This is a genomic window from Gluconobacter sp. Dm-73 (assembly GCF_018256215.1).
Lineage (GTDB): Bacteria > Pseudomonadota > Alphaproteobacteria > Acetobacterales > Acetobacteraceae > Gluconobacter > Gluconobacter cadivus.
In genome coordinates, this window is record NZ_JAERLW010000008.1 from 149,942 (window position 1) to 169,518 (window position 19,577).

Consider the following 19,577-nt stretch of genomic DNA (forward strand, 5'->3'; position numbering starts at 1 on the left):
CGCTCTTGCTGGCACAGGGGCGTCGGGTCCACATTGGCGCCATGCAGATACGCCTCGATGACCAGCTTGCAACCGAAACTCTGGCGGCCCTGATTGCCGACCGTTGTGGCCCCGGAGACTGCCTTGCACTCTCGGGCGGTCTGGGGGCTGGGAAAAGTACGTTCTCCCGCGCCTTCCTGCGGCATCTGGCGCAGGACCCGCAGATGGAGGTGCCGAGCCCCAGCTTCGCGCTCGTTCAGCCTTACGAGACGCCCAAAGGAACGGTTCATCATTATGATCTGTGGCGACTGGACGGTCCGGATGCGTTGCATGAACTGGCATGGGACGAGGCATGCGAAGGGATTATGTTGGTCGAATGGCCGGAGCGGGCGGAAGACCTTCTGCCAGAAGGCGCACTGCACCTCACATTTTCTCCCGGCGAGACCGAAGACTCCCGCCTTGTTGAACTGACGGGCTGGCCTGCTGACCGTCTGACAGGACTGATCCCATGAGCGGCGTTGTCACCATTGCGGGTACGGAACCGTTTCTGGATCGTGTGGCGCAGGAATGGCTGGAACGGGACCCGGCAGCTGGAACGGATGGTCCGGGCCTGATCCTCGTTCCCAGCCGTCGCGCGGGCCGTGCACTTATGGAAGCCTTCCTGCGGGTTCTGGACACACAGGCCGCACTCCTGCCGCGCATCGTCGCCATCAATGACGTGGACGAGGACGCGCTGGCCTCTATCGGCATCGACGTCCTGTTGCCTCCGGCCGTGGAGCCGCAGCGGCGTCTGGCGGTGCTATCGATGCTGATCCTTCAGACGCCGCTCGTGAGTGTCGGTGTGGACAGCACCAAGGGGATCGACCGGGCGTGGCCGCTGGCCAAGGCGCTGGCGGACCTGATGGACGAAGCCGAACGCAGCGGTGTTGATCTGGCCGAGCGCCTGCCGGATGCGGTGGAGGAGCGCTTTTCCGATCACTGGCAGCAGACGTTGAAATTTCTGGAGATCGTCACGGCCGTCTGGCCGAAATGGTTGGAAGAGGAGGGGCTGTGCAACCCGGTGGCGCGGCAGATCGCACGGCTGAAGGCGCAGGCCCGTGCTTGGGCGGAAAAGCCGCCGCTCACGCCCGTCTGGGGCGTGGGATTCGCAGATGGATCGGCGGCGGTGTCGGACGTGCTGGCCGTGGTGGCTCGGCTTCCTGCCGGGCTTGTGATCCTGCCGGGCGTGGATCTGGGAATGCCGGACGAGATCTGGGCTGCTTTGCCGCCGTCGCACCCACAGGCGGGTCTGAAGGAAATCCTGACGGATCTGGGGCTGTCCCGGGAAGAGCTGACAGACTGGGATGGCGGACGTGATCGCGGGCGTGAACTGATGCTGCGTGAAGTGCTGCTGCCAGAGCAGGGCATTGCCCATTGGGGGCAGGACAGTCGCCCGCGCGATATCGACAGGCTTTCCATCCTTCCCGCTCAGGACCAGCAGCAGGAGGCGCAGGCCATCGCCCTGATTCTGCGCGATGTCGTCTCCGAAGCTGGAAAGACCTGCGCCCTCGTCACGCCGGACCGGGCGCTGGCGCAGCGCGTGGGGACCGAGCTTCTGCGTTTCGGCATTCATGCCGATGACAGTGCGGGCGAGTCGCTTTCCCAGACTCCGGCCGCCGTGTTCCTGCGTCTCATTGCGACGGCTGCCGAAGCGCAGCTTTCTCCCGTCGCGCTGCTGTCCGTTCTGAAACATCCGCTCGCCGCTCTGGGCCGCACGCCGGGTGACTGTCACGCTTCCGCCCGGCGTCTGGAGCGGCTTCTGCTGCGTGGCCCCGCGCCCGCGTCGGGTATTACCGGACTGAAAGCCGCGCTGCACGACTATACGCAGAAGAAACACGCTCCGGATCACGGAGCCAGCGCTGACGCTCCGGACGAGCCGGAAGGCCCTGCCGCCTTCATCGCGCGGATCGAGCAGGCCTTTGATCCGCTTCTCTCTATCGAGGGCGCAATTCCCTTGCCGGAACTGCTCGAACGCCTGATTCACACGGCGGAAGCTCTGGCGGCCACGGTCGACGAACTGGACGTTCCGGAAGAGGAGCCGCGTCATCCCGGAGCACGTCTGTGGCTTGGCGAGGATGGCGAAGCCCTGTCGCGGCATCTGGCGGCGCTGATCGTCAATACCGGCATTCTCCCGCCGCAGCGCCTGACGCATCTGGATTCGTTTCTCAACACGTCGATGGCCGGGCAGATGCTGACGGGTCTGCGCGCGCATCGGGGCGGCGTGGAACTGTCGCATCCGCGTGTTTCGATCCTTGGTGTGCTGGAAGCGCGGCTTCTGGCGTTCGATGTCGTGGTGCTGGGCGGCCTGAACGAAGGCGTCTGGCCGCCTGCGACCGATCCGGGCCCTTGGCTGAGCCGTCCGATGCGTGTGCGGGTCGGGCTGCCCTCGCCGGAGCGGCAGACGGGCGTGAGCGCGCATGATTTCGTTTCGACCATTCTGGCGTCGAAGGAGGCTGTGTTCGCCAGTTCGGCCCGGCGGGAGGGTGCGCCGGGCGTTCCGGCGCGCTGGATGGTGCGGATGGAGGCGTTTCTTGGCGGCCGGTCGCAGAGCCTGCCGATGCATCCTGCGCTGGACTGGCAGCGCTGTCTGGATCAGCCGCTCGCGGGCGCCGAAGCCGTTGCGCCACCCGAGCCGCGTCCGCCCGTCGCCCTGCGTCCGCGGGGGCTCAGCATCACCGAGATCGAGACGTGGATGCAGGATCCATATGCGATTTACGCCAAGCATGTTCTGAAGCTCCGGGCGCTCAAGCCGCTGGAGGAAGGCGCGGAACACGCCGATTTCGGCATGATCGTGCATGAGGCGATGGAGCGCGTCCTGCGCGACTTCCCCGAGCGCTGGCCCGCCAATGCGAGCATTATTCTGCGCCGCGTCTTTGCCGAGGAACTGGTGAAGGCCAATATGCGTCCGGCCCTTGTGAACTGGTGGGGTCCGCGTCTGGCACGGATTGCGGACTGGGTGGCGGAAAAGGAAGCCGCTTACCGGTCGGACATGGAAGGCAGCGGCCCGTCGCAAGGACGGTTCGTGGAAGTCACGGCGTCTTTCCGTCTTGAAGCCGCTTTCGCGCCATTCGAACTGCGTGGCCGTGCGGACCGGATTGATATCGGTGCTGATGGTCTGGCGACGGTCTTCGATTACAAGACAGGCCAGCCACCGAGCGGAAAGAACGTTGCGGAAGGCTGGTCCGTCCAGCTCGTGCTCGAAGGTGCGCTTCTGGCGAAAGGGGCGTTCAGGGATGTCCCGGCCGTCGAGACGAAGAAACTGCTCTACTGGCATCTGACTGGCGGCGACGAGCCGGGCAAGGAAAGCGAAGTGCCGGGTTCGCGCGCTCATACGGATGCGCCGACCCTGATTGCCGGGGCTATGGAGAAGCTCCGGACCCTCGTGGACGAATACGACAATCCCGATCAGCCCTACCGCTCGCAGCCCTGGGCCGGACATGTTCCGCGCTATACCGATTACGCACAGCTTGCCCGCGTGGACGAATGGCGCGCGGCCTATGCGGAAGGAGAGGGCGAATGAACGACATGCCTCCTGTCACCCGTCCCATTACACGTGATGAAGTCATTGCCGCCGCCGACCGCACGCAGCGTCAGGCCTCCGATCCGCGTGCTTCGGTGTTCGTCTCGGCTTCGGCTGGTTCGGGCAAGACCAAGCTGCTGATCGACCGTCTGCTGCGACTCATGCTGCCACTCTATGTGCAGACCGAGGACGGTGAGACTGTTCTGGCCGATGGCGCGCATCCTTCGCGCATCCTGTGTCTGACCTACACCAAGGCCGCCGCCGCCGAGATGGCCAACCGGCTTCAGCAAAGACTCGGACGATGGGTCTCTCTGCCGGATGCGACGCTGGGGGCGGAGCTTGAAAGCCTCGACGTTCCCAATACGGACGAGACCCGGGCGCGGGCGCGGGCACTGTTCCTGTGTGTGCTGGATCTTCCAGGGGGCCTGCGGATCGAGACGATTCATGCGTTCTGTCAGTCGCTGTTGCGGCGTTTCCCGCTGGAAGCCTCGGTCGATCCGCATTTCACGCTGATGGAAGAGACGGACACGACACTGGCCCTGCGCGAGGCGATGGAAGACGGTCTGGCCCGCGCGCCGGAGTTTGCGGCCGATGTGGCCGGAACGGTGGGGCTGGACGATTTCTTCAGGCGCATTCGCACGCTGAATATGGAGGAAAGCCGCGCCCGGCCGCTGCTGGAGCGTTGGGCGACCCTGCCGGACAGTGTGGTCAGCGCCTATCGCAAGGCCCTGAAAGCCGGGCAGGAGGGCATTGAGGATCTTGAAAGCCTTGCCTGTCGTCCGCCGAAAGAGGAGGATCTTCGCGCTGGGCTGCGCGACGCGCTTGGGAGCGCGACGGTGTCCGGCCGTATTTTTATTGAACAGATGCTGGACTGGCTCGGGACGGAACCGGGTGAGCGTGTGCCAACAGGGTGGACGCAATGCCTGCTGACGAAAGATGGTGGCCCGCGCAAGGTGAACGGTATCGTCGGCAAGGCGGCGCAGGCCGCTGTCCCGTGGATTGCACCGCTTCTGGAAGAGGAGGCGCAGCGTCTCCTTGATCTTCAGACCCGCCTTAAAAGCCTGCGTCTGGTGCTCCTGAACCGTGCGCTGCTCGGTTTGACCGCGCCCATGCTGACGGCGTTTCAGGACGGAAAATCCGCCCGTGGTCTGGTGGATTACAACGATCTCATTCAGGAGACCCGCAACCTTCTGCGCGACCCGGGTGCGGCTTGGGTGCTCTACAAGCTTGATGGTGGCATCGACCATCTGTTGCTGGATGAAGTTCAGGACAATTCCGGCCTACAATGGGAAATCGCCGGGGCGCTGACGTCCGAGTTTTTTGCGGGGGAAGGGGCGTGGGAGATGGGGCCGCGTCCGCGCACCATCTTTGCGGTCGGCGATTATAAGCAGTCGATTTACGGGTTTCAGGGCGCCCAGCCGGAGGAGTTCCATCGCTGGCGGACCGAGTTTGCGGACCGGGTTCGCAATGCCGGGCTGCTGTGGCGTGATCCGGAACTGAACGTGTCTTTCCGTTCGGTTCCACCTGTTCTGTCGTTCGTGGATGCGGTGTTTTCCCAGCCTCTGGCGGCGCATGGCCTGTTGCAGGAAGGCGAAAAGACGCTTCGCCCGCATGTCTCGGCGCGTCCGGGGCAGGGGGGGCGTGTGGAACTCTGGCCGCTCGTTCCCGTCGTTCAGGGCGAAGACGATGATGAGGGCCTGACGCCCTGGCGCGCGCCTTCCGCCAATACCGGACAGCGAAGCGCGCCCCAACGCCTCGCCGAAGCGCTTGCGGAATGGATTGACCGGCAGATCGGGCGTCCCCCGCAGCCGGGGCAGGCGCCTCTGACGGCTGGGGACGTGCTGATCCTCGTGCCCCGGCGCTCGCCGTTCCTGCGTTCGCTGATCCGGGCGCTGAAATCGCGCAATGTGCCGGTCGCAACGCTGGTCCGGGTCGGGCTGACGCAACAGGTCGCGGTCCGCGATCTCATGACGCTCTGTGCGGCGCTGCTTCTGCCACAGGATGACCTGACGCTGGCTTCCGTCCTCACATCGCCGCTTGGGGGGGTGACGGACGACTCGCTGATGGCGCTCGCCACCCGCAATGGCACGGCTCATGCCCTCGGTCCGAAAGGCCAGCCGCTCTGGAGCGTTCTGCGGGACCGTCATCGGGAACGCGAGGACTGGCGGGCGGCGTGGGAGATGCTGTCCACGCTCTATGCCCGCGTCGATTATGCCTCGCCCTATCGTCTGCTGGCGGAAACACTGGGCCAGCATGGCGGCCGCACGCGGCTGCTGCATCGTCTGGGGCCGGAAGCGGCTGAACCGGTGGACGAACTGCTGACGGCAGCCCTGCGCTATGAGGGGCTGCATCCGCCGTCGCTTCAGGGTTTCCTTCACTGGCTCGAAGCCAGCGAGATTACCAGTAAGCGCGAGGCCGAGAGCGATCTGGGAGCCGTCCGGGTCATGACGGTTCATGGCTCCAAAGGGCTTCAGGCGCGTCTGGTCGTCATGCCGGATACGCTGTCCAAGCCGCCGCCTGGCAGCGATTTCCTTTGGGAAGAGGCAGGAGCGTTCGAACTTCCGCTCTGGGTTCCGAAAAAAGACATGGGCACGGATATTACGGCGACCCTGTCCGAACGGGACGCGGAGAAGGTGCGTGCCGAAAGCAACCGCCTGCTTTACGTCGCTCTCACCCGTGCCAGTGACTGGCTGGTGATCTGCGGGGCTGCGGGTAAGCGCGAACCCGTCGAGACAAGCTGGTACCGGCAGTGCGAGGCCGGGTTCCGTCAACTGGCCAATGCCCGTTCGGAAGCTCTGGATCTTGGATGGGAAGGGGAGCGGCTTGTGCTGGAAGAGGAGCGCACACTCGCGCCCGTCACTTTCCGGGTCGAAGATGCCGCATCGCCCTGTGCGACGCTGCCAGACTGGATGGGTCGCGCTCCGGACTGGAAGCCCTTCATTGCCCAGCGTGAAGATGCCATGACGCGTCCGCTCGCGCCCAGCCGTCCAGATGGGGCCGAGTTCGGCGAACTCCCCGCGGCCCGTTCCCCGCTGGAGCTTCTGGCCGGTCGCTCCACGCCGGTCCGCGAACAGGCCATGCGACGCGGCACCATGATTCACCGTCTGCTTCAGCTTCTGCCGGAAACCCCGGTGGCAGAGCGCGAGGCCGTGGCCGTGCGCTGGTTGTCCCGTCGGGCACTGGGTCTGACGGAACCGGACATCCAACGTCTGGCCGGACAGGTTCTGGGCGTTCTTTCGCACCCGGATCTCGCACCGCTCTTCGCGCCCGGAAGCCGTGCCGAGCAGCCGATTTCGGGCGTCAGTGATGGGCGTGTCGTGCTCGGGCAGGTTGATCGTCTGCGGATCGGGGACAAGCAGATCTGGATCTGCGATTACAAAACGAACCGCAATCCGCAGCTTCGCGCCGATCGCACGCCCGTCGTCTATCTGCGTCAGATGGCGGCTTATCGTGCCGTGCTGGCGCAACTTCATCCGGGCTACGACATTCACTGTTCGCTGGTCTGGACGGAAGGGCCAGCCGTTGTCACACTCCCGGTCACTCTACTGGATCAGGTGCGGTCTGGAGTTTGATGCAGATCAAAAGCCCCCTTGCGGTGAGGGGCACGGCAGCCGATATCATTTTTCAGAAACTTCATTCGTCACAAGGAACATACCCATGAGCGCAAACACCGTTGCCGTCAGCGACAGCAGCTTCGACGCAGACGTCCTGAAATCCGAAGGTCCGGTTCTGGTTGATTTCTGGGCGGAATGGTGCGGCCCGTGCAAGATGATCGCACCGGCGCTTGAAGAAATCGGCGCTGAGTATCAGGGCCGCCTGAAGGTTGCGAAGGTCAACATCGACTCCAATCCCGAAGCCCCGACCAAGTATGGTGTCCGTAGCATCCCGACGTTGATCGTCTTCAAGGATGGCAAGCCGGTCGCGCAGCAGATGGGCGCTCTGCCCAAGAGCCAGCTCAAGGCATGGATCGACCAGTCTCTCTGATCGTTTTCCCCTGAGAAGCCCGGAAAACGGGTGAGGGAAGGACGTGAGGGGCGTGGTCACGATCCTGCGCTTTGTGTAGGATCGTGTCATGCGCTCGAAAGCTCCGACCTTCCCGACCCCCGTTCTCCTGACCTCCAGCGAGGAGGTGGCTCGTATCTGCGAAAAACTGCAGTACGAGCCTTTCGTGACCATTGATACGGAGTTCGTCCGGGAAAAGACCTACTGGCCGGAGCTCTGCCTCGTTCAGCTGGCGGGAACCGAAGACGTTGTCCTGATCGACACACTCGCTCCCGGCATTGATCTTGCGCCGCTGGGTGATCTTCTGGCCAAGCCGGATTGTATCAAGGTTTTCCATGCCGCGCGGCAGGATCTTGAGATTTTCCTTCATATTTTCGACCGTCTTCCGGTCTCGGTTTTCGACACTCAGGTCGCCGCCATGGTGGCCGGTTTTGGCGATCAGGTCGGGTATGACAGTCTGGTGGGCGCGATTACAGGGCGCAGCATCGACAAGGCGCATCGTTTCAGCGACTGGTCGGCCCGTCCGCTCAGCAATGCACAGATTGCCTATGCCGCCGCCGACGTGACCCATCTGCGCACGGTCTATGAAGCTCTGCGCAAACAGCTTGCCGAGCAGGGGCGACTGCACTGGGCCGACTCCGAACAGGCCATCCTGACCGAAGAAAAGACGTTCCGTCCCGATCCCCGCCGCCTGTGGGAAAAGCTGAAAGCCCGCACCAGCAACCGCAGGATGCTGGCCATTCTGCGCGAAGTGGCCGCCTGGCGTGAGCAGGAAGCGCAGAACGCCGATATTCCCCGTCAGCGTGTCATTCGGGATGAAAGCCTCTTGGAAATCGCAGCCGTCCATCCGGATACGGTTGAGGCGCTTTCCCGTATCCGTGGCGTGACCCGTGGGTTTGCCGAGGGCAAGATGGGCAAAGGTCTGCTTGAGGCCATCTGCACCGCTCAGGAATGCCCGGAATCCGAACTTCCGAAAGCGCCGTCGAAATCCGAACGGGCGCGCCCTTCTGCCGCCCTTGTCGCGCTTCTGCGGGTCCTGCTGGCTGCCAAATGCGAGGAGCACAAGGTGGCGCCCCGTCTGGTCGCCTCTTCAGAGGATCTGGATCTGATTGCTCTTGGAGAGACCGATGTTGGCGCCCTGCGCGGCTGGCGTCGCGAACTCTTCGGGCTGGATGCTCAGGCGCTGGTGCGCGGTGAGATTGCGCTGGCCGTCGTAAACGGCCTTGTAGAGCTTCAGCGCGTTGCGGAAACGGTCGCATAAGAACCGCCTTCGACGCGGCGGGGAGTTTCTGGTAAGAAGCCTCCCGAAGATGTTTCGGGTCCGGTGGGCCGGGACTGTAAATCAACAGCATATCGGGCCACGTCAGGCACCGAAGCGGGACAGGGAAACGAACATATGGAGTGGACGGACGAGACGATCGCCAGACTTCGCGATCTGTGGAGTCAGGGACTTTCGACCGCCGAAATCGGCCGCCAGCTCTCCATCACCAAGAATGCCGTTGTCGGCAAGGCCCATCGTCTGGGCCTGCCTCCCCGCCCGTCTCCCATCCGTAATCGCAAGGCCGCGGATGGTGAAGCAGGAACGACCGAAGCCGCACCTCGTCGCAAAAGCCCCTCTAAGGCAAAGGCCGTAGAGGCTGCCGGATCGGACCTGCTCGCCGATGGTAAGGAGGCTGCTCCGGCAAAGGCTACTTCCGGCGTTGTGGAAAAAGCCGCCGAAACGCCTGCCCGGAAGGCTCCTTCGGCTCCGGAAGCCCCCAAGGCTCCTGCCCAGCCTGTCGCGGCGGCCCGTGTCGTCTCTCCGGTTCAGAAAGAGGCTGTTGCTGCTGCGCCTCACAGGGAGGCTCCCATCACGCCCCCCAAACCAGAGCCCCGTGTCGCTCCTGTGCCCCGTCCAGCCGTGCCACCGCGCTTTTCGACAGCTGGCATCGACCGTCCCACGCGACGCGGTCCTTCGTGCTGTTGGCCGATTGGCGATCCCGGGACACCGGGCTTTCATTTCTGCGGGGCGACACCGCTTCCCGGAAAACCATATTGCGCCGAGCATGCCGCGATCGCCTACGTTAAAATCCGCGATCGCCGCGACTGAGTACAGTCCCGATAATGGTGAAAAAAAAAGCCGTATCTTCTTCAGGAGGGCGGCTTTTTTCATAAGGGCGACTCGAAGTATTCCCGACCAATAAAAAAAGGCGGGGAGCCGCCGACGATGCTCCCCGTCCTGTTCGAATAGCTCAACCCGCCGCAGTAGCTGGCCAAGCACGTTGTGCAAAAATTTCCCCGTAATTATGAATTTCGGTGAGGTAGGAGCGGTCGTCGTCCAGAACGAGCTTAACGGTCGGGGCCAGTGTGGCGCCAATCCGGACGGCGTTCGGATCGGTAGCCGTCGGGGTAGGAACGTGGTCGATGAAGGACTGCACATACCCCTGAGCATCCACAAAATGTGAATACGTCGAATATGGCTGGCTCGAAGGGTTGCCCAGCACAAGCCCGGACGCATTCATCGGCCTGAACGGACCCGCAAGGCCATTATCGGACACGAAGCCATAAACACCATCCGGCCCCTGAAGATTGCCGGAATAGGTGGAGTGATGGCTGATCGTGAACAGATACAGCTTGCCGTTCTGAAACACGACATGCGGACGCTCTGTCTGGTCATTCACGCCCAGTGCCGACACGATTGGTCCCAGTTGCGTCCAGCGGGCGCGTGAGAAGTCGCCTGCTTCGTAGGCGCCGTCGTCCAGAATGGCCAGCCCGATGGATGCTGCGCCGTAACCTGCGCCCGGATCCACGGTATAGTTGGGCGGAATGGGGCCGGTTTCATTGGCGCCGATCACAAACTGCCCGCGCATGCCGGCAACATTCGTCTCATAAACGCAATAGATTCGCCCGTCGTCCGGATTGAGGAAAGGGCAGGGGTCGCGGAAATCAAAATACGGGTCTTCCGCTTCGTTGGCCTCATGAACGCCGTCTGCATCGAACATGTCGACCGTCGTATCAAAACCGGTGAACCAGACTTTCTGGTCATCAGTGTGGATCTGGCCGGTGCTGACGGCAATAACACTTTCAAAGTCGTTATTCACTGGGCCGCATGATGTATAGAACATGTCGACCGTGTTCTCGCTGCCTTCACGCATGACGAGATTGCCGGACCACTCCCAAGGGCGAAAATCTGCAGATTTCTGAAGAAGTCGGCCGCCCCAGATCCAGTCAGACCCATTTCCGGTCTTTGAATACCAGAAACCGATATAGGCAGTATTGTTTCGATTGGCCCATTCGGCTGCAATATTTGCGTTGGTCAGATCGATTTTGTCTGCTGCCAGAGACCAGATGACATGCCATCCATTTACGGTGACAGAATTCATGTTGATGTCACGAAGTGCACCCGTATCCCAGATCATGACGCTTTCCGACATTGTGGGAAAGTCAGCCGCGATAACAGGCATGGTCGTCGTAGGGTCATCGGCATGAACCTTCAGGGCATCGGCAATGGTCCAGCGGGAAGTCTGGTGCATAAGATCTCCAGGCATAAAAAAACCGCCTCGGAAGGCGGCTTTGCAATATGTGTTCATTCTTGTCCCCGTCTTGGGGAAGTCTGTTCATAGGGAGAGAGAATTGCGCGCACCTAGAAGAAAATTCTGTCAATCGGGACAACGAAAAATATCGGGGATTTTCGCCGGATTGATTTTTGATTTTAGGAGAGGTCGATGCAGGGGGCAATCTTCATGACTTCCAGTATCGGAAAAAGCGATATTTCACGTCACGCTTAATACGCTTTGCGTCGTATTATGGATTTTTTGGAAAATAAGGAAAAATGGTGCTGCTGGACAGGATTGAACTGTCGACCTCTCCCTTACCAAAACACTGTTTTGTTGGGAAAACAGCCAAAAACTACAGAGCGCACAGTCAAATAATGGCGGTTTTGTCTATCGAGAACGGAATTTTCTAGGCCATTGGCCCAGAGTACCTAAGCGTCGATCCCTGATAAAAAAACTGAATCTCTATCCCATTGCAAACAAAAGATATCCCAGAATCGTTCCCATAAAATCATTGACGTGCCCTGATATGTTCTCTTCTTGTTCTCATTATGGAGGCCAGAAAGATGAACTACCAAGGCGACCGCACGACCGGCTTCGCATCCCCCGCAGGCGACAATATCGAAGGCACGATCGACCTGATGTCGGCTGCCCTCGATCTGCGACAGCCCAGCCGATATCCGGTCCGCGTGGAAGGCGATGCCCTTCTTGGCCGTTCCATCCGGCATGGCGACATTCTGGTCGTGGATTCGGCTGTGGCGCCCCGGGCTGGGGTCGTGGTGGTTGCCAGCGTCGGCGACGAGTTGCGGGTCTGTGAGCTGACCCAGCGGGCTGGAGAATGGTGGCTGCGGTCGTCTTCTCCCCGGGCTTCCCCAGTTCAGGTCGATGACGACACGGATGTGGCCATCTGGGCCGTGGCGACCGGCCTGGTCCGAACGGACGTGTAATGCGCGTCTTTGGCCTGATCGACGGCAATTCGTTTTACTGTTCCTGCCAGCGCGCGTTTGAGCCTCGCCTGAAGCACAAACCGGTGGTCGTGCTCAGCAACAATGACGGCTGCGCCATCGCGCGGACCCGGGAGGCCAAGGCGCTTGGCGTCAAAATGGGAGACGCCTGGCACATCGCCCGCAAACGTCCCGAAAGCCGGCCGGTCGTCTGGTACTCCTCAAACTATGCGTTGTATGCCGACATGTCGCGGCGGATGTATCAGGTCCTGGCAGAGCGACTGCCAGCCGTAGAGCCATATTCGATCGATGAGATGTTTCTCGATCTGAGTGACCTGCCCGGAAATCTGCATGAGCGCTGCCGGCAGATCCGCCAGGACGTGGCCGATCACGCGAAGATTCCCACCTGCATCGGCTGGGGGCCGACCAAGACGATCGCCAAGCTGGCGAATGGTCTTGCCAAGGATCACGCAGGACTGGAAGGCCTGTGTGACCTGACAGACCCGGCCTTGCGCCAGGACTGGTATCGCCGCACAAGCATCGATGAGGTCTGGGGTATCGGCCGACAAACGAAGCACAAGCTGCTGGAAGCAGGTATCGAGACGATCGCCGCCTTCGTGGCCCTCGACGCAAAGACCGTGCGCCAGATGCTGACAGTCGTGGGCGGCAGGGTGCAGGCCGAATTGCGCGGCCAGTCGTGCCTGCCCCTGTCAGATATCGCAGCCACTCGCAAAAGCATCGCCTCAACCCGGACCTTCGGCCGCCTGCTGCTGAAATGGGAAGAGATCCGCGAGGCCATTGCACACTATGCGAACCGGGCTGCGGAGAAACTGCGGGAGGACGGCCTTGAAGCCGCGCATCTGTCCGTCCTGATGCAGACCAACCCGCATAATGGCGATCCCTGGTACGCGAAGCACGCAGCCGTCACGATCGAGCCTACGTCCGACGCCAGAGATCTGATCCGGCACGCCACAGCGCTCGGCCGCGCCATCTGGCTTCCGGGCTATCGGTATTTCAAAGCGGGAGTGATCCTGTCGGATCTCCGACCTACCGGCAGTCAGCGCCAGATGTTCGCATTCCGGGATCCAGTCCAGTCCGCCACGGTCATGGCCGCACTGGACGCTGTGAATGCCCGCTTCGGAAGCGGGACGCTCCGGCCGGGATCAACAGGACTGAAGCAGACATGGTCCCCGCGACAGTCCCTGCTATCGGCGCGTTACACGACTAGGCTGGAGGAGATCGTGAGGGCGAGGAGTTGGTAATATGCATCTGTCCTCTTCTACTCGACCTGCGGTTGCTGATGTGGAGTAAAAAAAATTATACTCTTGCCAAACAAGCGAAGTTCATGCCAATGAAAAAATAAAAATAAATGGATTATGCGATGTCGTCTTTATTAAGTTCCCTTGGATTTATAGGTAATCCGTTCGAGCATTATACTGCTGAGCTTGAACCGAACATAGCATTATATGCCGTTAAGCCACCCTATTTGACAGCTATTTTTCATAGAGCAATGTCGACGTCATCTTATCTACTTTTTGGCGACAGAGGGGCCGGAAAAAGTGCGACCAGAATGACGCTCTATCAAGAAGTATGGAAAAAACACAACGAGAATGGCAATGCCCCGTTAGCCATTAATTTTATAGATTTTAGTAAATTTGATCCAAAAAACAAAGGAGTCTACGATGAAAGGATATTTATTTCAGAAGTAGCATTTCTAACTATAGAGTCCTTATTGGCATGGCTGTCTTCCTTAGAAGATAGCGATCGAGAAAAATATACAAGCAAATTAGATCATGACGAAAAAACACTCTTGATTGGAATGCTCCAAGCTTTTTACATATCAAGATCTGAAAATGAGCGTCACCAAACGATTGGTGCGGCGTTAAAGCTATTAAATCAAGCTTGGACCACCAAGAGTCATTTGTGGATAAATCAAAAATGGTCAAGTCTATCTGGTGTTTTTAGCTCAATAGTAGATTTAATTACAAAAAAATATATCTCAGATTCTGCTGATATTGCAAATAATGTAGATATTTTTCTAAAGTCATTGGGACCAGATCAAGGTGTAAATTCAAGAATTGTTCTTGAAAAACTTGTTGAACTTGTGAAAATATTTGATTTTTCAGGCGTAGTGGTTCTCGTTGACAAAGTAGATGAAACTGAATTTACGCAAAATTCCACTGAATCAGCAACTAAACTTGTTCACCCTCTATTATCACATATTCAATTACTTGAAGTTCCCGGATTTGCTTGGCAATTATTTTTATGGAGCAAGATAAAGCCATTTTTTGAATCTGGACCTCTTTCTGTTCGCCTAGATAAAATAGCGTGCTCATCTATCGAATGGGATGACGCCTTCTTCATAAAAATGATTCGCGAGCGCCTGAAATATTTCAGCTCTGGAAAAGTTAAATTTGAAGACCTGTTAGAAGATGGCTTAGACGGAGATAACATTCTCCGTGAACTTATAGAAACTTCAGTGCGATCTCCTCGTGAACTAATACGGCTGCTAGATGTTATTATTGTAGAGCATGATATACGACACGCGGACGATGAAAACCCTCAAAAACTTTCTCATAATTCCATTGAATTAGGTCAAGACAAGTATGTAAAAGACAGAATACATTCTGTTTACGATCAAAAAATACTTTCTCAAATATATAGACTAGCATCTATTAGATTTACCAATAAAGATATTCAAGCAAAGTTTAAAATAAATTCACAGTCAGCCCGAAATAAAATAAAATCTTGGGAGGACCTTGGAATTGTACATCAAACTGGAACACGAGCAGCCGATGGAGAGCAGGGCGGAAAGCCTTCTTATGAATACTCTATTCTTGATGGTAGGGTTTCTAGGATAATATCTAGGCGCCTGATATCACTTGATAGTTACGAAGAGGATAGCTTGGATCAAGAAAATGAAGATATTGAGTGCTAATATATGTATAATAATTACACCTGAATGATCGTCGCGGGAGCTACGGATGCGGGCGAGAGGGCCAGCCCCCTCATACCAGTGGCTCCCCACCCAGACCCGTCCAGGCTTTCGTGTTCGGGTTCCACATCGTCATAACCCCTTGCGTGCCCGAGCCGATGGCCTTGTCCGTCACGAGAGCGCGCTGCCAGGCGACAGGCGAGGCTGGCAGCGTAGCGAAGGTGTAGGCGGTTGCGACGACTGGCTCGTTCAGGAACTCGGCCGTGTTCGTCACGGGGTTGAACGACACGAGTGGCGTCTGCCAACCGGTTGCGGCTGTATCCGCTGCGTAGATGGACCACGGCTGGTTTGCTGTATCGTTCGCTGGACAGGAGAATTTCCAGAACGTATTCCTGCTGTCCTTGTTGATCAGCCTAAATCCGCCCTCACTCCCCTCACAGTTTCCGGCTAACCAGCCTGAGTAAAGGTCCTGGGTCCCATCGGAAGATCCATGTCCCGCGATCGTCGCAGAGTTGCCCAGGAAGTCGGCAAGGAGCAGTCCGGTACTGTGCCCGGATGGGGAATAGATCCCAAACCAGTTGGTTCCGCTTTGACTGATGCATCCAATTTTCAGAGCGTTGCCGTAATTGTCTGTAACCCCGAAGGAGTAGGATGCGCCGAACTTGCTGTCCGATGGGGCGGTAATCGTCTGGAGGTCTGCAGCCGCATCAGGGCTTAAAGCGAGAAATTTGGAAGCATCAGCAGCGGTATACCCGAGCGCGGCATTGATCGCCGCAGCCGTCAGATCCGTTGAGCCTCCGCTCGAACCCGGCGCACCGGCCGGAGCCTCAAAGGAGACACCGGGAGCCGTTGCGCCATTGGTCATCGTTGCGGTGAGTGTCACCGTTGAGGCTTGGCCTGCCGTGACCGCACCCTGACTTACTGCAACGGAGGCGATGCCGACGCCTTGTGACCCGGCTGCTCCTGTCTGGCCTGCTGCCCCATCCGCGCCGGTTGCGCTGGTGTCGCCCTTCACACCCTGCGGGCCCGCTGATCCCGTCGCTCCGTCGTTTCCCTTGGCGCCTGATGGTCCCGCAACACCTTGGGCGCCCTGCGCTCCAGTCGCGCCAACCGCGCCCGCAGGCGCCTCGAACGTGGCTGGAGCGGTCGTCGTGCCATCCGTGAGTGTGGCTGTCAGGGTAACGGTGGACGGCTGCCCTGCCGTGACAGTTCCTTGCGTGACGTTGATCGCCTTGATGCCGACGCCCTGAGCGCCGCTTGAAGACAGCGCCGCAATCCATTCTGCGATCGTCTGGGTCTTTGTGGTCGTAGTGACATTCAGGCCCGAACCGTCGCCGCCATACGATTCTGAGGTCACGCTCTCGAAGGACGGCGTTCCGACCGGAGCCGCATCTTCCGTCGCCACCACGACGCGGCCGTTCGCAGAGTAGCCCGAGGGCAGCGCTTCGATGCCAGCGATCAGCACCTTGCCGTTCGTCAGGGTATCGACCGGGAAGTCTGCAGACCCTGACGGGGCGGTTGCAGCCGTCAGCGCCGTGATCTGCAGGACGGCCATCACGGAATACACGCGGCCCTGCTGGATGGTGATCTCGAACAGGATCTTCTGCGCCGTGTTCGGCTGCCCGCTGGCGAGGAAGGCCACGACCAGTGTTCCGGCCACGGCCGACCACATGATTTTGAGGTCATAGTCTCCGCCCGTGGCCGTGGTGACGACCGCAGAGCGGATCGCGGTCAGCGTGTCGCCTGTGCCGGCCAGCAGGGTGGAGAAGTCCAGCACATAATCCAGACAGTCGGCCGAGGCCTTTGGCGTCCACATCACCTGGGCATACAGACCGGTGCAGGACTGGAGAGTCACCGTCCGCAGCGGAGAGGGTGTGAGATTGTGAACCGTGGTCACGCGGCCCTCACTTCCGCCAGGAGCGCGTCGAAGTCCTCACCGGTCGGAGCCGTGCCGGGAATGCCCAGCCAGTTCTCGCGCGACAGCAGGCCATAGGCTTCATCCGCGATCCGCGTAAAGGTGCTCCACGGCATGAAGGTGCGCGTGCCCCAGGTGTTGAAGAACACGCCGTCCGGGTTGTAGCCGACGAGCGCGATGGCATGTCCGCCCGCAGGCGTGTGGTCGGCGATGGCCTCCCAGTCCCAGGTCTCGCCCAGACCCAGATCGAGAAAGCCTTGCGGCACCTGCACACCCGCCAGCACGCCGCCCAGAGAGGCGATGGCGCGGCGGATGCCCACGACGTCAGTCGGCGCGATGGAGCCATAGGCGGTCAGGTAATCGCGGGTCTGTCCCGGCCGGAGCAGGCCGTCACGGCGCCAGGCGTTGAGTTCGTCCAGAAGGATGGTACCGTTGTCATTCTGGCCCGTATCAGGATCGAAGCCCGTCAACGCTGCATAGTTCGCCAGCACTGTTTCGGTCGAGAGCATCACAAGGCTCTGCGCGGCCTTCGTCCAGGTCGCCATCAGGGCGGCGTGAGCGGCGAAGGCGCAGCAGCCGAAGCGGTCATTGCCCCACATCTGATAGGGCACATTCTGCGACCAGTCGCGGGCTGCGGGCACGGCCGGCAGACGCACGGCCAGCACCCGGCCAAGGCGATAGGTGCGCGGATCGTGTTTCGGGGCGCGCTTGCCCAGTCTTCTGTCCTGCATGGGATCTCCGGAAACAAAAAAAGAGGGGAGCAGCCGAAGCCACTCCCCCTGGTGCTGGTCAGGATCGAGAGATCAGAAGCCCTGATAGATCCGGGCGCGGATCAACTCTGGCGACTGGACCGGGGCGGAATAAGGGGCGGCCGTCACACCGGCCAGCGCCTCGACCAGCGGAATCATCGCCTGGACGGTCTGCATGTAGGTGGCAGCCGAGGGCGAGTAGACCTTCACGATCGGGGTCGCGATCGCCAGCAGGGTTTCGAGATCCGTGCCGAGAGACTTGGCCCAGTCCTTGCCGGTCGCCACCGTGATGGAGCCGTTCGAGTTGGCCGCCACCTGCGCTGTCACGCTGCGGATCTGCGCGACCAAATTGTCGAACTTGGCCTTGTCGGAGGCAGACAGATGGCTTTCCAGTTCGGGAATGCCCTCGATCGCCTGGACGGCATAGGCGATGGCCGTGGCGTCATTGTTGAGCGCGGCCGTGTTGAAGCTGGCCGTGGTCGGCGTGGTGGTGCAGGCGGCCGTAGACCCGAGAAGCAGGGCACCGAGGCTGAGGGCGAGAAAGCGATTGCGCATGATGTCTCCAGACATAAAAAAACCGCCTCAAAGGGCGGCGGAAGAAAAAGCGGTCTGACAGGCGGGGCCTGCCTCCTTCGGATCAGGCGGTCGGCTTGGGAGGCGCGCCAGATTGGGGATGGGTGGACGCCGGATCGAGGCCCAGCTTTGCCGCCTCGATCGTGCGGCTGGCCTCGGCCGGGATCATCAGCGCCTTGGCATCGGGCTGATAGGCGTTGGTGTTCCAGCCCTTCGACTGTGCCAGAGCAGAGACTGCCTTGTAGAGCAGCGCCAGCTTGCTGCCCGAGGCGGGCGGCTTCCAGAAGCGCATGGCCAGCGCAGCCGCCGCGATCAGGAAGGTGAGGATCGAGACGATGTCGCCCGCAGCCTTGGCAGGCAGATACGGCAGGACCGTCTGGAACAGGGTTGTCCAGTCCATTTTCAGTTCTCCAGATATGAAAAAACCGCCTCGGGGGCGGTTGTTCTAAAAGATTGAGATCAGGGGGCGTTTACTGCAAAGCCGCTCCAAGCTGTACGGGATACCATTTCCCGTTTTCGTAAATGACGGGCACATGGTCATCGCTATCGTTGATGAACATCCCTTCAGCCGGCGCTGTGAAGTTCAGAATGACTTCTTTGGAATAGCTGGAGATCTGTACCGGGACAGTGAATTTCGCACTGTCGAGTGTCAGGTCGAGCGCGGCCTGATAGACGTTTTTGCTGGCAAAGGCGAAGGTGAAATGACCGCCGGCATAGTCCACCCACACTTCGGAGTTGCCTTGCGTGGCATCGATCCTGGGCGTGCCGTCTGGATTGAAGCCGCTGATCCCGGCATTCCAGGTTCTGAAGTGATACCCGTCGCCCATTTCTTCAAAATTGCGATTTGTCCACATCAGCCCCCGGTTGCCTGAACTGTCATCGATGCCGTTGACCTTCATCGGAGCCGCCGTCGAAGACGCCTTATAGACATTGTCGATGAACTGGAGCCCCTGGTCGGGATCAATCCGCAAACCGTCGACGACATCCCCATAGCCATAGCGACCTGACGATGCCGGGGCCGTCGCATGACCCTGTGTTGCGGCCAGGGTTGGCGTACTGGTCTGCCCGTTGGCGAACGAGGCGACTGTCGGGCAAAGACCTTTTTGAGAGGACATAACAGCAGAAGCACTTGCAGGAAGGTTCACCGTATCAGCCATGCCCGCCGACAGCAGATCCATCGCAATGCGGGAAATACTCTCGGAATCAGTGTCATTGCCAATAGAGTTGGTGTCTGCCGAACTGGAATACTGGCCGACCATCCAGTAGTTCGGAAGCGCATCCACGCCGCCGATGGAATGGGCTGCCAGATAGTGCGCCAGCGCCATGGTGTTTTGACGCATGATCGTATCGTAACCGTATTGCGGAGAACTGCCATTCTGCTGGAATGG

At 59.8% G+C, this 19,577-nt stretch carries 15 protein-coding genes; 9 read left to right on the forward strand and 6 right to left on the reverse strand.

Features of this window, described 5'->3' with window-relative positions; all coding sequences use genetic code 11:
* Positions 1 to 41: 41 nt before the first annotated feature.
* From tsaE to JK176_RS10315, 6 genes are all read left to right on the forward strand, one after another.
* On the forward strand, positions 42 to 491 hold the full coding sequence (gene tsaE, locus JK176_RS10290) for a tRNA (adenosine(37)-N6)-threonylcarbamoyltransferase complex ATPase subunit type 1 TsaE (RefSeq protein WP_194267585.1): 450 nt from the start codon (positions 42 to 44) through the stop codon (positions 489 to 491).
* Complete coding sequence (addB, locus tag JK176_RS10295) at positions 488 to 3,538, forward strand: double-strand break repair protein AddB (protein ID WP_211587730.1); 3,051 nt, start codon at positions 488 to 490, stop codon at positions 3,536 to 3,538. Before tsaE ends, addB begins: the two co-directional genes overlap by 4 nt.
* Positions 3,535 to 7,110: a double-strand break repair helicase AddA gene (addA, locus tag JK176_RS10300; RefSeq protein ID WP_211587731.1), complete on the forward strand. Its 3,576-nt coding sequence runs from the start codon at positions 3,535 to 3,537 to the stop codon at positions 7,108 to 7,110. Before addB ends, addA begins: the two co-directional genes overlap by 4 nt.
* Positions 7,111 to 7,195: 85 nt before the next feature.
* Positions 7,196 to 7,522 carry a thioredoxin TrxA gene (gene trxA / locus JK176_RS10305; RefSeq protein ID WP_062029874.1) on the forward strand — a complete coding sequence of 109 codons (327 nt, stop codon included), beginning with the start codon at positions 7,196 to 7,198 and terminating at the stop codon, positions 7,520 to 7,522.
* Positions 7,523 to 7,610: 88 nt separating this feature from the next.
* The gene (gene rnd / locus JK176_RS10310; protein ID WP_211587732.1) at positions 7,611 to 8,801 is read left to right on the forward strand and encodes a ribonuclease D; all 1,191 of its coding nucleotides are present in this window, start codon (positions 7,611 to 7,613) and stop codon (positions 8,799 to 8,801) included.
* 135 nt (positions 8,802 to 8,936) lie between these two features.
* Entirely contained in the window at positions 8,937 to 9,629 is a 693-nt protein-coding gene (locus tag JK176_RS10315; RefSeq protein WP_211587733.1) for a GcrA family cell cycle regulator, read from the forward strand.
* Positions 9,630 to 9,771: 142 nt separating this feature from the next.
* On the opposite strand, the gene JK176_RS10320 is transcribed toward JK176_RS10315, so the two are convergent.
* Positions 9,772 to 11,052 carry a glycoside hydrolase family 68 protein gene (locus JK176_RS10320; protein WP_249194423.1) on the reverse strand — a complete coding sequence of 427 codons (1,281 nt, stop codon included), beginning with the start codon at positions 11,050 to 11,052 and terminating at the stop codon, positions 9,772 to 9,774.
* Between the two features lie 587 nt (positions 11,053 to 11,639).
* On the opposite strand from JK176_RS10320, the gene JK176_RS10325 reads away from it, so the two are divergent.
* The 3 genes from JK176_RS10325 (at position 11,640) to JK176_RS10335 (ending at position 14,955) form a co-directional block, all read left to right on the forward strand.
* Positions 11,640 to 12,020 (forward strand): LexA family transcriptional regulator, encoded by a 381-nt coding sequence (locus JK176_RS10325; protein ID WP_194261933.1) that lies wholly within the window; start codon positions 11,640 to 11,642, stop codon positions 12,018 to 12,020.
* Positions 12,020 to 13,279: a Y-family DNA polymerase gene (locus tag JK176_RS10330; RefSeq protein ID WP_211587735.1), complete on the forward strand. Its 1,260-nt coding sequence runs from the start codon at positions 12,020 to 12,022 to the stop codon at positions 13,277 to 13,279. Before JK176_RS10325 ends, JK176_RS10330 begins: the two co-directional genes overlap by 1 nt.
* 107 nt (positions 13,280 to 13,386) lie before the next feature.
* Entirely contained in the window at positions 13,387 to 14,955 is a 1,569-nt protein-coding gene (locus JK176_RS10335) for a P-loop ATPase, Sll1717 family (RefSeq protein ID WP_211587736.1), read from the forward strand.
* A 70-nt stretch (positions 14,956 to 15,025) separates the two neighbouring features.
* On the opposite strand, the gene JK176_RS10340 is transcribed toward JK176_RS10335, so the two are convergent.
* The 5 genes from JK176_RS10340 to JK176_RS10360 form a co-directional block, all read right to left on the reverse strand.
* Positions 15,026 to 16,849 carry a collagen-like protein gene (locus JK176_RS10340; protein ID WP_211587737.1) on the reverse strand — a complete coding sequence of 608 codons (1,824 nt, stop codon included), beginning with the start codon at positions 16,847 to 16,849 and terminating at the stop codon, positions 15,026 to 15,028.
* Entirely contained in the window at positions 16,846 to 17,598 is a 753-nt protein-coding gene (locus JK176_RS10345) for a hypothetical protein (protein ID WP_211587738.1), read from the reverse strand. Before JK176_RS10345 ends, JK176_RS10340 begins: the two co-directional genes overlap by 4 nt.
* 72 nt (positions 17,599 to 17,670) lie before the next feature.
* The gene (locus tag JK176_RS10350) at positions 17,671 to 18,171 is read right to left on the reverse strand and encodes a hypothetical protein (protein WP_211587739.1); all 501 of its coding nucleotides are present in this window, start codon (positions 18,169 to 18,171) and stop codon (positions 17,671 to 17,673) included.
* An 82-nt stretch (positions 18,172 to 18,253) separates the two neighbouring features.
* Complete coding sequence (locus JK176_RS10355; protein ID WP_211587740.1) at positions 18,254 to 18,589, reverse strand: hypothetical protein; 336 nt, start codon at positions 18,587 to 18,589, stop codon at positions 18,254 to 18,256.
* A 70-nt stretch (positions 18,590 to 18,659) separates the two neighbouring features.
* Positions 18,660 to 19,577 (reverse strand): hypothetical protein (locus JK176_RS10360; protein WP_211587741.1); only part of this gene is annotated, 918 nt, incomplete at its 5' end.

Bases quoted from the DNA above. Each gene is read 5' to 3' on its own strand.
- tsaE (WP_194267585.1), top strand. From the start codon at position 42: ATGCAGATACGCCTCGATGACCAGCTTGCAACCGAAACTCTGGCGGCC.
- addB (WP_211587730.1), top strand. From the start codon at position 488: ATGAGCGGCGTTGTCACCATTGCGGGTACGGAACCGTTTCTGGATCGT.
- addA (WP_211587731.1), top strand. From the start codon at position 3,535: ATGAACGACATGCCTCCTGTCACCCGTCCCATTACACGTGATGAAGTC.
- trxA (WP_062029874.1), top strand. From the start codon at position 7,196: ATGAGCGCAAACACCGTTGCCGTCAGCGACAGCAGCTTCGACGCAGAC.
- rnd (WP_211587732.1), top strand. From the start codon at position 7,611: ATGCGCTCGAAAGCTCCGACCTTCCCGACCCCCGTTCTCCTGACCTCC.
- JK176_RS10315 (WP_211587733.1), top strand. From the start codon at position 8,937: ATGGAGTGGACGGACGAGACGATCGCCAGACTTCGCGATCTGTGGAGT.
- JK176_RS10320 (WP_249194423.1), bottom strand. From the start codon at position 11,052: ATGCACCAGACTTCCCGCTGGACCATTGCCGATGCCCTGAAGGTTCAT.
- JK176_RS10325 (WP_194261933.1), top strand. From the start codon at position 11,640: ATGAACTACCAAGGCGACCGCACGACCGGCTTCGCATCCCCCGCAGGC.
- JK176_RS10330 (WP_211587735.1), top strand. From the start codon at position 12,020: ATGCGCGTCTTTGGCCTGATCGACGGCAATTCGTTTTACTGTTCCTGC.
- JK176_RS10335 (WP_211587736.1), top strand. From the start codon at position 13,387: ATGGATTATGCGATGTCGTCTTTATTAAGTTCCCTTGGATTTATAGGT.
- JK176_RS10345 (WP_211587738.1), bottom strand. From the start codon at position 17,598: ATGCAGGACAGAAGACTGGGCAAGCGCGCCCCGAAACACGATCCGCGC.
- JK176_RS10350 (WP_211587739.1), bottom strand. From the start codon at position 18,171: ATGCGCAATCGCTTTCTCGCCCTCAGCCTCGGTGCCCTGCTTCTCGGG.
- JK176_RS10355 (WP_211587740.1), bottom strand. From the start codon at position 18,589: ATGGACTGGACAACCCTGTTCCAGACGGTCCTGCCGTATCTGCCTGCC.